Annotated in this window: 12 protein-coding genes; 8 read left to right on the top strand and 4 right to left on the bottom strand. The window is 54.2% G+C overall.

All coding sequences use genetic code 11. The features are described 5' to 3' along the window. Nucleotides 1-440: 440 nt before the first annotated feature. The 4 genes from HWX74_RS09470 to HWX74_RS09460 all read left to right on the top strand — a co-directional run bounded on the left by HWX74_RS09470 (nucleotide 441) and on the right by HWX74_RS09460 (nucleotide 4,977). Nucleotides 441-1,208: an endonuclease/exonuclease/phosphatase family protein gene (locus HWX74_RS09470; RefSeq protein ID WP_176013305.1), complete on the top strand. Its 768-nt coding sequence runs from the start codon at nucleotides 441-443 to the stop codon at nucleotides 1,206-1,208. A 160-nt stretch (nucleotides 1,209-1,368) separates the two neighbouring features. Next, on the top strand, nucleotides 1,369-2,127 hold the full coding sequence (locus HWX74_RS09465; RefSeq protein ID WP_176014579.1) for a prepilin-type N-terminal cleavage/methylation domain-containing protein: 759 nt from the start codon (nucleotides 1,369-1,371) through the stop codon (nucleotides 2,125-2,127). A 21-nt stretch (nucleotides 2,128-2,148) separates the two neighbouring features. After that, nucleotides 2,149-2,307 carry a hypothetical protein gene (locus HWX74_RS20000; protein ID WP_217704913.1) on the top strand — a complete coding sequence of 53 codons (159 nt, stop codon included), beginning with the start codon at nucleotides 2,149-2,151 and terminating at the stop codon, nucleotides 2,305-2,307. Nucleotides 2,308-2,484: 177 nt separating this feature from the next. Further along, nucleotides 2,485-4,977, top strand: coding sequence for a DUF4091 domain-containing protein (locus HWX74_RS09460; RefSeq protein WP_176013304.1), 2,493 nt, complete (start codon nucleotides 2,485-2,487; stop codon nucleotides 4,975-4,977). 439 nt (nucleotides 4,978-5,416) lie between these two features. Here HWX74_RS09460 and miaA read toward each other — a convergent pair whose 3' ends face one another. From miaA to HWX74_RS09445, 3 genes are read right to left on the bottom strand one after another with little or no spacing between them, the layout of a single operon-like run. Beyond that, complete coding sequence (miaA, locus tag HWX74_RS09455) at nucleotides 5,417-6,340, bottom strand: tRNA (adenosine(37)-N6)-dimethylallyltransferase MiaA (RefSeq protein ID WP_176013303.1); 924 nt, start codon at nucleotides 6,338-6,340, stop codon at nucleotides 5,417-5,419. After that, a complete protein-coding gene (gene lspA / locus HWX74_RS09450) occupies nucleotides 6,324-6,899 on the bottom strand; it encodes a signal peptidase II (RefSeq protein WP_176013302.1) in 576 nt (191 codons plus the stop codon). Before lspA ends, miaA begins: the two co-directional genes overlap by 17 nt. Beyond that, nucleotides 6,874-7,290, bottom strand: a complete 417-nt coding sequence (locus HWX74_RS09445) for a TraR/DksA family transcriptional regulator (protein ID WP_176013301.1) — start codon at nucleotides 7,288-7,290, stop codon at nucleotides 6,874-6,876. The genes lspA and HWX74_RS09445 overlap by 26 nt, the downstream gene beginning before the upstream one ends. Before the next feature lie 208 nt (nucleotides 7,291-7,498). On the opposite strand from HWX74_RS09445, the gene HWX74_RS09440 reads away from it, so the two are divergent. The 4 genes from HWX74_RS09440 (at nucleotide 7,499) to HWX74_RS09425 (ending at nucleotide 12,384) form a co-directional block, all read left to right on the top strand. Next, nucleotides 7,499-8,449, top strand: coding sequence for a PHP domain-containing protein (locus tag HWX74_RS09440; protein WP_176013300.1), 951 nt, complete (start codon nucleotides 7,499-7,501; stop codon nucleotides 8,447-8,449). A gap of 19 nt (nucleotides 8,450-8,468) precedes the next feature. Next, entirely contained in the window at nucleotides 8,469-8,867 is a 399-nt protein-coding gene (locus tag HWX74_RS09435; RefSeq protein ID WP_176013299.1) for a hypothetical protein, read from the top strand. Nucleotides 8,868-8,954: 87 nt separating this feature from the next. After that, a complete protein-coding gene (locus HWX74_RS09430; RefSeq protein ID WP_176013298.1) occupies nucleotides 8,955-11,195 on the top strand; it encodes a ComEC/Rec2 family competence protein in 2,241 nt (746 codons plus the stop codon). After that, nucleotides 11,185-12,384 (top strand): glycosyltransferase family 4 protein, encoded by a 1,200-nt coding sequence (locus HWX74_RS09425; RefSeq protein WP_176013297.1) that lies wholly within the window; start codon nucleotides 11,185-11,187, stop codon nucleotides 12,382-12,384. Before HWX74_RS09430 ends, HWX74_RS09425 begins: the two co-directional genes overlap by 11 nt. Before the next feature lie 62 nt (nucleotides 12,385-12,446). Here HWX74_RS09425 and HWX74_RS09420 read toward each other — a convergent pair whose 3' ends face one another. Then, nucleotides 12,447-12,938 carry a peptidylprolyl isomerase gene (locus tag HWX74_RS09420; protein ID WP_176013296.1) on the bottom strand — a complete coding sequence of 164 codons (492 nt, stop codon included), beginning with the start codon at nucleotides 12,936-12,938 and terminating at the stop codon, nucleotides 12,447-12,449. Between the last annotated feature and the right edge of the window lie 116 nt (nucleotides 12,939-13,054).

Raw genomic sequence — 13,054 nt, 5'->3', positions numbered from 1 at the left:
AAATTTTGACAACCCTGCTTTCCGAATCACTTTTTTAAAGTGACAATTTTTTTCCCAAATGCAATGTCGGAATCTTTCTTTTCAGTGATTTTCTTTCTTTTTGCGATTTTTTTTGAAAAAAATCCGTCCCGACTATTGACTTTCTCGTCAAAATTAACTATACTTATTGATGATTCACCGGTAAATCGAATATAGCAGAGCAGGAATCATGATGAATTTTACCTGGAAAAGGTCTTTACAGAAAGCATGATACTCACAAAATCTTATTGAAATTGCATAAAAGTTGTTTAAATCCGGAATAAATTAAAGAATGTAATTTAGTTTCATAGCAAAGAAGGATTGGAATATTGAAGATGATTACTCGCCAAATCAAATATTTTATCGATTTAAAATTCCAAATCAACTAATCATAAGGACAACATCTCAACGGAAGATATGCTATGCCCAAAATCATGACATCTAATATCCGGGTGTGCAGCGCACCGGATACCCACTATTGCTGGAACAATCGCCGTGCTGCCTGTATTGATGTAATTCATCGATATGCGCCTGACCTGATTGGATTTCAAGAGATGCGAATAGAACAATTCCGTGATTTGCATACGGCTTTTCCGGAATATGCCACCTTTGGAACGATTGACGAAGAGAATGGTCATCCGCTGAATCAGATTTTTTATCGTAATGACCGTTACCGTTTAGTCGAAGGCAAAAGTTACTGGCTTTCGGAAACACCTGATGTCCTGGGCAGTAAATCCTGGGCCAGCGATTGCGTTCGGTTCGCCAACGCGATATTGCTGGAAGATCAAATTACCGGAGATTGTTTCCGTTTTGTCAATACGCATTTGGATCATATCAGCCAATTGGCCCGCGAGAAGCAGGCGGAAGTGATTAATCGCGAAATCTCTCAATATCCGGCAACCCTGCCGCATATTCTTTCCGGTGATATGAACTGCGATATCATCAATCCGGCGATGCAGCGTCTGGTGGGAGGAGGCTGGAAGGAGAGCTATCAAGTGGTACATAAAGTGGAAGAACCCGGCTTTACCTATCACGATTTTATCGGACCGGCGTTTGACAATTCCGTTTTCGGCAAAATGGATTTCATCTTTTATCGAGGTGGAATCAGCCCCAAAGATGCGACGATTATCAAAGACAGTGTCAACGGCATGTTTCCCAGTGATCACTATTTCGTGACGATGGATTTTTAGTGATTGCCAATTGGCAAATGCGCACCAAAACTGTTAAAATTTGACACAAGACAATTTGAAAAATTGCAAAGGAGATTTAATATGTAAATTGAACAGGATGCGTTGTAAAAATTACTTTACTGTATGCAAAAATGTTATCAACAAAGAAAATAATATTTCAATGAAGGTTCAAAAAAAAATGGTTAAAAGATTCACACTGATAGAATTGCTCGTGGTCATCGCTATTATTGCGATTCTTGCCAGCATGTTGCTGCCGGCCCTGGGTAAAGCGAAGGCAAAAGCGCTCGCAATAAAATGTCGAAGCAATATGAAGCAGCTCGCTCTGGTTTTTACGATGTACGCACTGGATCATGATGATTACTCCACTTCTGCAGAAATACGGGACAGTACGAATAACAACGCGTGGACCTCGTGGCCGTTAATGTATGAGTTGTTGTACGGTATTTCGGGAGATGTTTTTTTATGTGCGGCAGCCGAAGGCCAATATAAAGGACGTAACGCCGGGGTACTGTTCGAAAGGGGCATAACGATCGGGCAAAATATGGCTACATTTGGTTACTCTCACGGTTCAGCCCAGAAACCGGTTAAATTGACAACCCTTGCCAATCTATGCACGAACGGGGAGAATCCGGCGGTATTCGGTTGTTCGGTGTCGGAACTTATGGCGCCCAACAATTGGCGCGCCAACGGCTATATGATCAGCGGGGCGTCCATCAGGAGTGAGAATGAAGATGGTTTATTCGACGCGTCCTCTGGCCTCATGGCCGCTTATCCGCTGCATACTCCGCATTCCAATTCAGCCAATTTGGCGCTCATGGACGGCAGCGCATTGGGGCTGAAGCGCATGCAGTGCCGCATTGATGTTACCAAATATTTTCGTCCATATCAGAATGACAATAAGTGGTATTACGAGGAATGATTCGCTGAAGGATCATGCGGTGTGGAAGATGGCGGAAATCAAGAAGGAGTCAATACCAAAACACTTCCGGTCATGGAGACGCCTAATGCCGATAATCATAACAGTTATTCCGCCCCAAAAGATGCAGGATTCTGCGTGAATATGATTGAGCTGCCACCATTGACAAATGGTGGCAGTTGACTGAACTGTTCCTATGGTATCGGCAATTGATATCACTTGTAAAATGAAGATGACTTACCGTTTGCCAAGCGGGCGATGTAATTATTACAATACGCCAGAGAGTGTCGGCCACAGACCTGCGTTTGTACGCGAGGCCGCACCGTTTTGTGATTAGAAAATTAGAAGGATGAATCCAATATGAGAAGTTTGCCGGGCATGAAATTCTGCCTCTTCGCTGGAGCATTAATATGTACAACGATGATGGGAGCAGCAGAGGAGCTTTTCGACTTTTCCTCAAAAGATGCGCTGAAAAACTGGAGCAACAACCAGCGCAGTAATATATTGGGCATTTCAAATGAATATGCGGTTCATAGTGACAAATCAATTCATTTTCTCAGCCCTGAATTTATTGACGGGATGGAACGCTGGCCGTCTTTTGAATACAATGGCCCGCTCGGAGATTGGTCGGAATACGACAGATTGGTCGTTTACTCGGTAAATCCCAATCCTGCGACTTCCTTTGTGATGGGACTTGCCATTTCCGACAGCAAAAAACCGGTTAGGCAGGGTTTCCGGACCTTTCTGCATTTGGAAAATGCCGCATTGACACGTGGAATCATCGATTTAAAAAAAGTCGCTGAAACAATAGATCTCAGCGACATCAACGTAATGCACCTTTATTCCTCTGAAATACGGGAAGGGGTCGATGTCTTTTTTTCCGGTTTTCGCTTGCTGAAACCAGGCGAGGAATTGCCTTTGCTTTCAAATCAGGATGTAAAAAATCTGTGGCCATTGATGAAAGAACGGGATTCGCAAATTAAAAAGGAACTTGCGAACGGAATAAAAACCATTGAATTCTGCAAAACGACCAAATATGCGCAAGAATTTATCGGTGAATTTAATAAAATAAAAGAAGAATATGCCGAATTGCTGGCAAAAATGAACACAGAATGCAGTTATGAAGATTATAAAGCGGCTCAACTGGCATTCTACAACCTCCCGGCAAAGCTCCGTCGGCTAGTTTCCGATATTACTTTTATTGACAATTATCATGAATCGCAAGCCGAAAGCCCTGTTGCGGCAGTCGGATTCGCTCCTGCGTCTTCTCAATTGAGCCCTGACACCGCCTCGTATAACCTCACTGTTTCCGACGATATTTCCGTAAAAATCGCCAGAAGGGAATATGAATCATTCCAGGTGGCAGTTCTGCCGTTGGAGAGTAAACTTGAAAATGTAAAAGTTACAGTTGGAGAACTGAAATCCGCCGATGGAGTCATTTTCCCACCGGAAAATATTCAAACACCGGTAATAGGGTTTGTCGAAGTAAAGGAACGTACCAGCTTTGTAACCGACTACACAGGATGGTATGCAGACCCAATTCTTGAGTATATGACCAGTTGCGCAATCGAACCGGGAATCCTCCAGAGTTTCTTTGTCAGAATGAAAGCCCCATCCGACCAGACTCCCGGCGAATATTCCGGCCTGATCACCGTCAGCGCCGGAGATCAGATTTTGCACAAGTTCAATCTTTCTGTTACAGTTTTACCGTTCACCATGCCGCCGCATTCGCCAATTCCGACCGCGTTTACATTCTTAAAGCGTCAACAAGTCGAAAAAAACTGGGCCAGCCAAAGTTTTGAATATGCAAGATTCCTTGCTGAATATTATATCGATTTTGATTCAATTTACCGAATGGAAGCCCCTGAATATGATATTCTCAGCGAACTTGCCGAGGCCGGGAGGTTGGTTACCTTTAATCTTTTTAATGTTTACAACAACGTGAATTCAGAAGTAGCGGATCAGGATCTGGAAGACCTGGTGGAACGAATCCGCCCTTGCTATGAAGAGATAAAAAGACGCGGCCTTCTGGATTATGCCTATATTTACGGTTTTGACGAACGTCCCCCGGAATTGTTCGCCCAGCTGGAAAAAGTTATGGCACGTCTCAAACAGGAATTTCCCGAAGTAACGACGATGACCACTGCATACGATCATTCTTTCGGTACCGACAGTATTGTTAAGAGTGTTGACGCCTGGTGTCCGTTGACTCCGCAGTACGATCCGGCAATGGCGGAAAAGGCCCGGGCAAACGGCAAAAAAGTATGGTGGTATGTTTGTTGTATGCCCTTCGAGCCCTACGCCAATTTCTTTTTTGAAAATACTCCGGCTTCAGCGCGAAGTCTGATGGGGCCGCAAACCATCAAATTCAAGCCGGACGGATTCCTTTATTACAGCATGTGCCAATGGTGGGGCAACACCTACCTGGCGGATGGGCCGTTTACCGACTGGAATGGTGTCAGTTGGCAGGGCCATACCGACGATGAGATTGCATACCACGGAGACGGCTTGTTGGTTTATCCGACCTCCGATGGAAAGTTGGTTCCGAGCATACGGTTGGAAAATATTCGAGATGGGCTGGATGATTATGCCTATTATTGCATTGCACAGGCAATGTTTGAAGAACATAAAAAACTCAATAATCCCACTGTTGAACAACAAGTATGGCTTGCCAAAGCCGGCAACCTGCTTGAAGTACCGGATTCCCTGGTAAAAGATTTACGTACCTATTCACTCGATCCCCGAGACTTCAATGCATATCGAGACGGGTTGATCGAACTAATTACCACCTCGAGAATTCAAGAAGTGAAACCATGGGGAAATGCTTTCGGAGTGAATGGCATTATTGAATAATAGATACCATCTGCAAGTTTTTGTCTATTATTCCCGGCATTGGTCCGCAACGGTGTCCTTTGGGGAGGAAAAGGACACCGTTGCGGAGATCTGGCGCAGCGCGGGAGAACAGTTGGATTCGGCAACCAGCCGATGAAAAGCGTGAAAACGCCATCTCGTCAAGTTTCCCGGTCTTTGCGTTCATGTGGGCGGTTGAATCACCGGCAGCCTTCTGGTCTGACTGCCAATCTTACGACAACAGAAAAATATCCATATATTATCACCGTTACCGGCTTGCATCATTCAAACGACGCTGAGCAGACGCCAAGGCGTGACGTTCAGTGTGGCCACAAGGAAAAATGTTTCTGGCGGAACGGAAACGAGAGGAGAAGGCTGAAAGCAGCCTGAAGTGCGTCCCAGAGGCCGCCTCCAATTTTTCGGGTACACTTCAGGTTATTTTTCAAGAGTCTGGCGGCCGACGTTCCCAGAAAAGCGGTTCTTCGGCCGGCAAGTTCAACACGGCAGCTTCCGGATGCTGATGGCGAAACCAGGTTTGCTGCCGGCGGGCCAGTTGCCAGGTGGCTGTGACAATCCGCGCGGTCAGTTCATCGTAGTTCAAGCTGCCGGCCAAATAGTCGCCGATCAGCCGGTATCCCAACGCCTGCCGGGCAGTCGGCGACTCCAGCAAACCGTTCCGGATCGCCGCTTCCGCCTCCGGAATCCAACCGGCCGCCAGCATTTCACGCGTCCGGGCGGCAATCCGCTCTTTCAGCACCGCCGGCTCCCATTCCAGCCGCCAGGCCGACACCGCGAAACGCAGTGTTGACCGCTGTCCGGATTGAAGCGCCAGGATGGAGCGCCCGGTCAGCAACCGGACCTCCAACGCCCGAATCAATTTCCGGCGGTGCTGCCGCCAGCGGGCCAGGGCCGCCGGATCCAGTTCGGCCATCCGCGCTTTCAACGCATCAAAACCGGCATCATGATCGTATGCTTCATCCAGCTCCCGGCGCAATTTCTCGTCGCCCGGCAACGGATCCAAACCATACAACAACGCTTTCAAATACATCCCGGAACCGCCGGCGACAATCGGCAGGCGGCCGCGGCGGCGGATCGCCCGGACCGCCGTTTCCGCCGCCCGGACGAACTCGTAGACATCCATTCGTTCGGCAAAGTCCAGGCAGTCGATCAGATGATGCGGAATTTCGGCCTGTTCCGCCGCAGTCGGTTTCGCCGTGCCGATATTCAACCCGCGGTAGAACTGCATCGAATCGGCGGAAATGATCTCGCCGCGCCAGCGCCGGGCCGCCGCCAGCGCCAGGGCGCTCTTGCCGCTGGCCGTCGGCCCCATGATCACCACCAGCGGCGAATCAGGCCCCCTCGTCATGTTCCGCAACGGCCGGCGATGCCTCGCCGGCAGATTTCTTGGCCGGACGCAATAAGACGGAAATCAGATAGACCGCAATGCCGACGGTAATCGCGCAATCGGCAATATTGAACACCGGCCAATGATAATTCGCCAGATAAAAATCGAAGAAGTCGACCACCGCATGACGCCAGATCCGGTCGATCGAATTGCCCAGCACGCCGCTCAATACGACGAACAGCGCATAATAACGCTCCGGCCAGCCTTCGGTCAGATGGCGGAGAAAATACAGCATCGCCGCCGCCACCACCACGGCGATCAGCAGCAGCAGCCAGCCATGTCCGGTCAGAATACCCCAGGCCGCCCCCCGGTTGGTCACATAGGTCAGCGAAAAGAAGCCCGGAATGATCTCCAGACTGCGGCCGAGCGTAAAGTACCGCTCCACCAGCAGTTTGGTCGCCTGATCCAGCAACAGCAGGCCGATACATAACGCGACAGCGCCGGAGAGCACCCGGTACTCTCTGGCGCTGTGAAAAACAACCCGGCCGCGCGGCCTATTTGACGAAGGGGTTGTGTCCATTGTTCTGCTCGCGGATGCTCTTGCATTTGGTACAATAAATGGCATAGGGGCGCACCGCGAGGCGGGCCGGCGGAATATCGCCGCCGCAGTCCTGACATTTGCCGAAATCGCCGTCAATCAGCCGCTTGATGGCATCTTCGATCAACTCGAGCACGTCGCCTTCCTCGGTCAACCGCTGCAACTCCATCTCATGGCGGGAATTGTCGCTGCCGAGATCGGCCATGTGCGTGGTAACGCCGCGCTTGTCGGCATTGTTGGCATCCAAAGCGTCTTCGCGATACTGCTTCATGCGGCCCAGCACGGCATCGCGATATTGCATCAGAGCATCGAAATATTCTTTCTGCTTGCCCTCGAACTTCGGAATGTCTTTGTAATTCAAGTTTGCCATCATCCACACCTCATGTGATATGGGTTCGCATTTTTCACCAGCCGCCTCCGATGGTTCGGTCCGCTGCGCTTCTCCTGAAGTGCCGGCTCACCCAAAACGTTGAAAAAAAACGCAATTTTTGTCTACTGCTTTAACATCGGATATCAAATATAGCATTATTTCGATTTTTTTCAAGAAATCAAATTGCCAATTCCCTGAAAGGAGGTTAGATTTGCTTTTTAAGAAAAAATATTCGCTGTCGTTTGCCTCGGCGGCGATCGTTTACCGGGAATGGGATAACAGGAATTTGAGCATCATTGGAAAAATTGATCTGCACGTTCACAGTTGCTGCTCCGACGGCACCGACCGGCCGGCGGAACTGGTGAAACTCGCCCGGCAAGCCGGGCTGACGGCCCTCGCTCTGACCGACCACGACACCATCAACGGCCTGGCGGAATTCATCGCAGCAAGCGCCGGGCTGGAAAATTTCACCGCCGTGCCGGGCGTTGAAATTTCCTCGCGCTACGGCGCCCGGGAACTGCACATCCTCGGGCTGTTCATCAATTACACTTCCCCCCGGCTGCTGGCCTTCCTCGATCAGTTGCGGCAGGAGAGACTGGAACGGGCCCGGACGATGGCGGTCCGCCTGGCTTCGCTGGGTTATCCGCTCGATGTCGAAACCCTGTTCTCCGGCCCGAACGGTGACGCGGTCGGCCGGCCGCATTTTGCGACGATGCTGGTGGAGAATTATCAATTTACCACGGTTGCCGAAGTTTTCGACACGCTGTTGAAACGCGGCGCGCCGGCCTACGTCGCCCGGAGGCTGCCCGATCCGTTGAAAGTCATCCAGGAAATTCATGCCTGCGGCGGCATGGCGATCTGGGCCCATCCGATCTACCGGGAGTCGCGGGAGCGCTCCTGGGCCAGACGGGTGCTGCGTCACCTGGTGCCGGCCGGTCTGGACGGGGTCGAGGCGTATTACACTTCGTTCGCGCCGGAGCAGACCCGAATTCTCCTGCAACTGGCAGAAGAATTCCAACTGGCGGTAACCGGCGGCAGCGATTACCACGGCAGCCGCCATCCGGAAATCGCGCTCGGCTGCGGGTACGGCAACCTGGCGGTGGACGCCGGACTGCTGGCAAAACTTGTAGAACGGCAACAGACGCGTTATATTAGCGCATAACTCAATCAGGGAGATTCCCATGAAAACATCTTTTCTGAACCTTTCGCTGGCAGTGCTGACCGCCGGACTGCTGCCGCTGCTGGTTTCCGGCTGCCTGGACAAGGAAGCGGCGCAACGCGACGAGGAGGCCCGGCAGCGCTACGAGGAAATGCGGGCCGAAATGGAAGCCAAGAAAGACCCGCGCGCCCATCTGCCGGAAGTGCGTTCTTACGCGCAGGAGCAACTGATCCTGAGCGACGAAGAAGCCGATTTCATTCTGGCCGAAGAGCCGAAAATTCTGACCAAATCCGATCAGATGATGCTGATTTTTTTCTGGAAAGCGCCGGACTGGCCGAAGGGCGTTCAGGTGGTCACCTCGCCGCCGCCGAATTGTTCGCCTCTGATGGCCAAACGGCTGGCCAGGCCGATTTTTCCCTGAGCCGGCCGCGGCATGATCTTTCGCTGAAAATGTCGTGCCAGGCTTTTCGAATCGCTTTGTCGACCGGCGGCCGGTGGAGAGCGCGCCATGTCTGACCGCCGGCATTGCCGGCCGGCGGAACTGACTCGATTGTTGCAACTGCCGGCGGCGGCGCCGGCAATGCTGCTGATCGGCGTGTTATCCGGTATCGCCGTATTTTTCACCCCGTTGCGGTGGGGAGTTTTTCTTTTTCCGCCGCTCCTGGCCGCCCGGCCGGTCCGGCGCCAGCCGTTGCCGTGGCTTATCATCGGCCTGTTGGCCGGCTGGCTCGGCGCTTGGCGCCAGAGTGACATTCCGCAGGGAAATTATGCGCAACTGCTGAACGGCCGCAATCAAGCCGGCATTCTGACCGTCGAAATCATCGATTACAATTGCAGCGCCGCGCTGCCGCCGGACATCGGCCGGCCGGCCCAATGCCGGGCGGCGGTCCGTTCTTTCCAGGCGACGGCGATGCCGGCGGCGGTCCGCTGCAACGGCGTTACGCTCATTCGTTTGCCTGCGGAAGCGCCGCCGGTCAATTATGGCGACCGCCTGGTTCTGCAGGGGATCTTTTTTCAACCGTCGCCACCGCCCCGCTGGTACCGGTTTTCATCGGACAATCCGGCGGGAACTGTCACGCCTCTGCCCGGGTTCCGTTACGCCGATTACCTGGCGGCGCGCGACGTCGCCGCCACTTTCCTGGCTCAAACGGTTCTGCAAATCACCGCGCCGCCCCATCCGGGTGTGACCGGCACCCTGCTGACCTGGCGCGACGCGCTGCTGAACCGGACGATCGCCGGCACGGCGCCGGCAACCCGGCAACTGCTGGCCGCCATGCTGTTCGGCTGCCGCCAAGGCATTCCTCCGGCCACCAGGCAGGAATATATCGTCAGCGGCACCATCCATCTACTGACCGTCAGCGGTTTGCACGTCGGCATCGTGGCGATGCTGGCGCTGCTGCTGCTGCGTCCGGTGCCATACCGCTGGCGTTACTGGCTGACGCTGCTGGCCCTGATCCTGTACGTGATGATGACCGGAATGCAAATTCCGGCCCTCCGGGCACTGCTGCTGCTCGGTATCTGGTGCGTTTGCCGGGCTTCGCTGCGGCAGGTTCCCGGCCTGAACATCATCCTGGTGACGGCGGCGGTACTGCTGGTGCTGCAGCCAGCCAACCGGTTCGACCTCGGTTTTCAATACACGTTCATCGTCACCGGTTTTCTGCTGCTCGGCGCGTCCGGCGCCCGCCGGCTGCGGCAACTGTGGCTGGAAAAACGCCGCTGGCTGCCGCCCGGCGTCCGCCACCGTTTTCAACTCGATTACGAGGCGATCGGCTTGAAATTGTGGAGCGGTTGCGGCGGTTGCCTGACGGCCTTCCTGGCCGCCGCGGCAATTTCGCTGTATCATCAGGGTTACCTGGTGCCGGGCAGCATTCCGGCCAATCTGATATTGCTGCCTCTGGTCAATTTGCTGTTTCTGGCGGTCGGCCTGAAATTGACATTGCTGCAATTCCTGCCGGCGGAATGGAGCGCCAGGCTGCTGGATTTCTTAGCCGGACTGATCAGCCGGATCGTCGGCTTTTGCGCGGCGGAAGCCGAAGCAACGTCGGCAATCCGGCCGCCGCTCTGGAGTCTGGCGCTCTATTTTCTCGGCCTGACCTTGCTGGTCGGCCATCATTGCCGGCTGCACCGGCTGTATTGCGGCCTGGCGCTGCTGCTCGCCGTGCTGCTCGGCTGGCACCTCGGCCGGGAGTGGCAGACGATTCAGTTGACCGTGTTCCGCGGCGGCGACAGCCAGTTGCCGGGCGTGCTGCTGTGCGATCCGGCCCGCAATTACGCCGCCGCCATCAATCTGCCGAGCTACGAAGCGGCGCGGAGCGTCGGCACTCTGCTGGACCGGCAGGGCATCCGCCGCCTGGAACTGCTGGCCTTTTCCGACAACCGGATCGGCAACCTCGACGGTTTGCCGGAATTGCTGCGGCGCAGCCGGCTGCAACAGCTCGCCCGGCTCAATACGGACAAAAGCCGCAGCAAACCGCTGGAAGAACTGCTGCGCAACTGCGTTCTGCCGCTTCAGACCGCACAGCCCGCCGGCGAAACGGCAACCGTCCTGTCGATCGCCAACGGAGAGATAATCCGGGAAAATCGCCGCTTGGCGCTTGCATATCACCCCTTCGGCGAAAATATTAAGCTGTATTTATACGACGATCCGGACGGACAATGCCGGTGGCGTATAGAACGGAACGGCAGCACGGTGTTCGAACGGCAAGTCGGCTGCGTCAACCTTTTGGAAGCCTATACTTATGAATTCTGAGAAACGGAAGTTGAACATCTGCCATGTCATCACCCGGATGATCGTCGGCGGCGCCCAGGAAAATACCCTGCTGACCATCGCCGACCACCGGCAGAAAGGCCACCGGGTCACGCTGGTCACCGGTCCCTCCCCCGGGCCCGAAGGAGAATTGCTGAAAGAGGTCGATTTGCCCGACTTCGAAATCATCGAAATACCGTCGCTGGTCCGCGCCATCAATCCGCTCGCCGACTGGCAGGCCTGCCGGAAGCTGCAACAGTTGTTCCGGCGCCGCCAATTCGACGTCGTCCACACCCACAGTTCCAAAGCCGGGGTCGTCGGCCGGGCCGCCGCCTGGAGCAGCCGGGTCCCGGTCGTCGTCCATACCGTTCACGGCCAGGCATTCCACCGTTACGAAAAACCGTGGAAAAACACTCTTTACATCCAATTGGAGAAATTCGCCGCCAGACGCTGCGATAAAATTTTCGCCGTCGCTCAGGCGATGATCGACGACTGCGTCCGCGCCGGCGTCGCGCCGCGGGAGAAATATATGGTCGTCTACAGCGGCATGCGCCTCGAAGCGTTTCTGAACGCCCAACGGGACCCGGCCCGGCGCGAGCAACTGGGCATCCCGGCGGCGGCCCGGGTCATCGGTTCCGTCGCCCGGTTGTTTCCGCTGAAAGGCTACGACCACTTCTTAAAAGCGGCAGCCCAGGTGGCCGCCGTTCAGCCGGATGTCCATTTTCTGATCGTCGGCAACGGTATCCTGCGGGAGTGGATGGACCGGGAGATCGCCCGGCTGGGTTTGACCGGCCGCTTTCACTTCGCCGGACTGGTGCCGCCGGACCAGGTGGGCGGCTATATCGCCCAGATGGACCTTCTCTGGCACCTGTCGCTGCGCGAAGGCCTGCCCCGGTCGGTCGTCCAGGCGCTGGCGGCCGGCAAACCGGCAATCGGCTACCGGCTGGACGGAACGCCGGAAGTGCTGCTCGACGGGCAAACCGGCTATTGCGTCACGCCGGAAAGCGTCGACGAAGTAACGGAGCGGACGCTGGAGCTGCTGGCCTCGCCAAGGCTGGCCGCGGAGCTTGGCAGCAACGGGCAGGCGCTGGTGAAAGAGTATTTCGACTGGCATCGCATGGGCGATATCCTCGAACGGGAATACCAGCAGCTCTACGACCGGAAAATGACGCCGGAATTTTCCGGAAAATAATCCCGGCGGCCGCCCCGGCCGCATTCAGCCGCGAAACCGGCGACGAGCTTAACCTGCGAATTTCAGTCGCGGGTGACGGCGGTTATGACGACATCCTCGACCGGCACATCGCTGTGCATGCCGCGACGGCCGGTTTTCACTTTGCGGATTTTGTCGAGCACGTCCATTCCGGAAGTGACCTTGCCGAACACGCAATAACCGTAGTGCTGCGCCGTCGGCGCCTTGAAATCCAGAAAATCGTTGTCGGCGACATTGATGAAGAACTGGCTGGTCGCGCTGTGCGGCTCGCTGGTCCGCGCCATCGCGATGGTGCCGATTTTATTGCTGAGCTGGTTGTCCGCCTCATTGCGAATCGGCTTGCCGGTCGGCTTCTGTTTGAAATCGGCGTCGAAACCGCCGCCCTGCACCATGAAATTGTCAATCACCCGGTGGAACAGCGTGTTGTCGTAGTGGCCGGCATCGACATAGGCCAGAAAGTTCTTCACCGTCTCCGGCGCTTCCTTTTCGAACAACTCCAACTGAATATCGCCCAGATTGGTGTGAATCGTAACCATGAAAATTGCTCCTTTGCCATTGAAATAATATAATTGCGTACGGTCTTTCCATTCGGAGTGGAATTTACAACGGTTTCACGGTTTTTACAACCGGCGCGGCCAAAATTCCGGAACCG

The sequence above is a fragment of the Victivallis sp. Marseille-Q1083 genome (assembly GCF_903645315.1).
Lineage (GTDB): Bacteria > Verrucomicrobiota > Lentisphaeria > Victivallales > Victivallaceae > UMGS1518.
This window is presented reverse-complemented; position numbering and strand designations above follow the sequence as displayed.

Coding starts and splice junctions, on each gene's coding strand:
- lspA (WP_176013302.1), bottom strand. CDS start 6,899: ATGGACACAACCCCTTCGTCAAATAGGCCGCGCGGCCGGGTTGTTTTT.
- HWX74_RS09465 (WP_176014579.1), top strand. CDS start 1,369: ATGAAGGTTCAAAAAAAAATGGTTAAAAGATTCACACTGATAGAATTG.
- HWX74_RS09460 (WP_176013304.1), top strand. CDS start 2,485: ATGAGAAGTTTGCCGGGCATGAAATTCTGCCTCTTCGCTGGAGCATTA.
- HWX74_RS09435 (WP_176013299.1), top strand. CDS start 8,469: ATGAAAACATCTTTTCTGAACCTTTCGCTGGCAGTGCTGACCGCCGGA.
- miaA (WP_176013303.1), bottom strand. CDS start 6,340: ATGACGAGGGGGCCTGATTCGCCGCTGGTGGTGATCATGGGGCCGACG.
- HWX74_RS09420 (WP_176013296.1), bottom strand. CDS start 12,938: ATGGTTACGATTCACACCAATCTGGGCGATATTCAGTTGGAGTTGTTC.
- HWX74_RS09430 (WP_176013298.1), top strand. CDS start 8,955: ATGTCTGACCGCCGGCATTGCCGGCCGGCGGAACTGACTCGATTGTTG.
- HWX74_RS09425 (WP_176013297.1), top strand. CDS start 11,185: ATGAATTCTGAGAAACGGAAGTTGAACATCTGCCATGTCATCACCCGG.
- HWX74_RS09445 (WP_176013301.1), bottom strand. CDS start 7,290: ATGATGGCAAACTTGAATTACAAAGACATTCCGAAGTTCGAGGGCAAG.
- HWX74_RS09470 (WP_176013305.1), top strand. CDS start 441: ATGCCCAAAATCATGACATCTAATATCCGGGTGTGCAGCGCACCGGAT.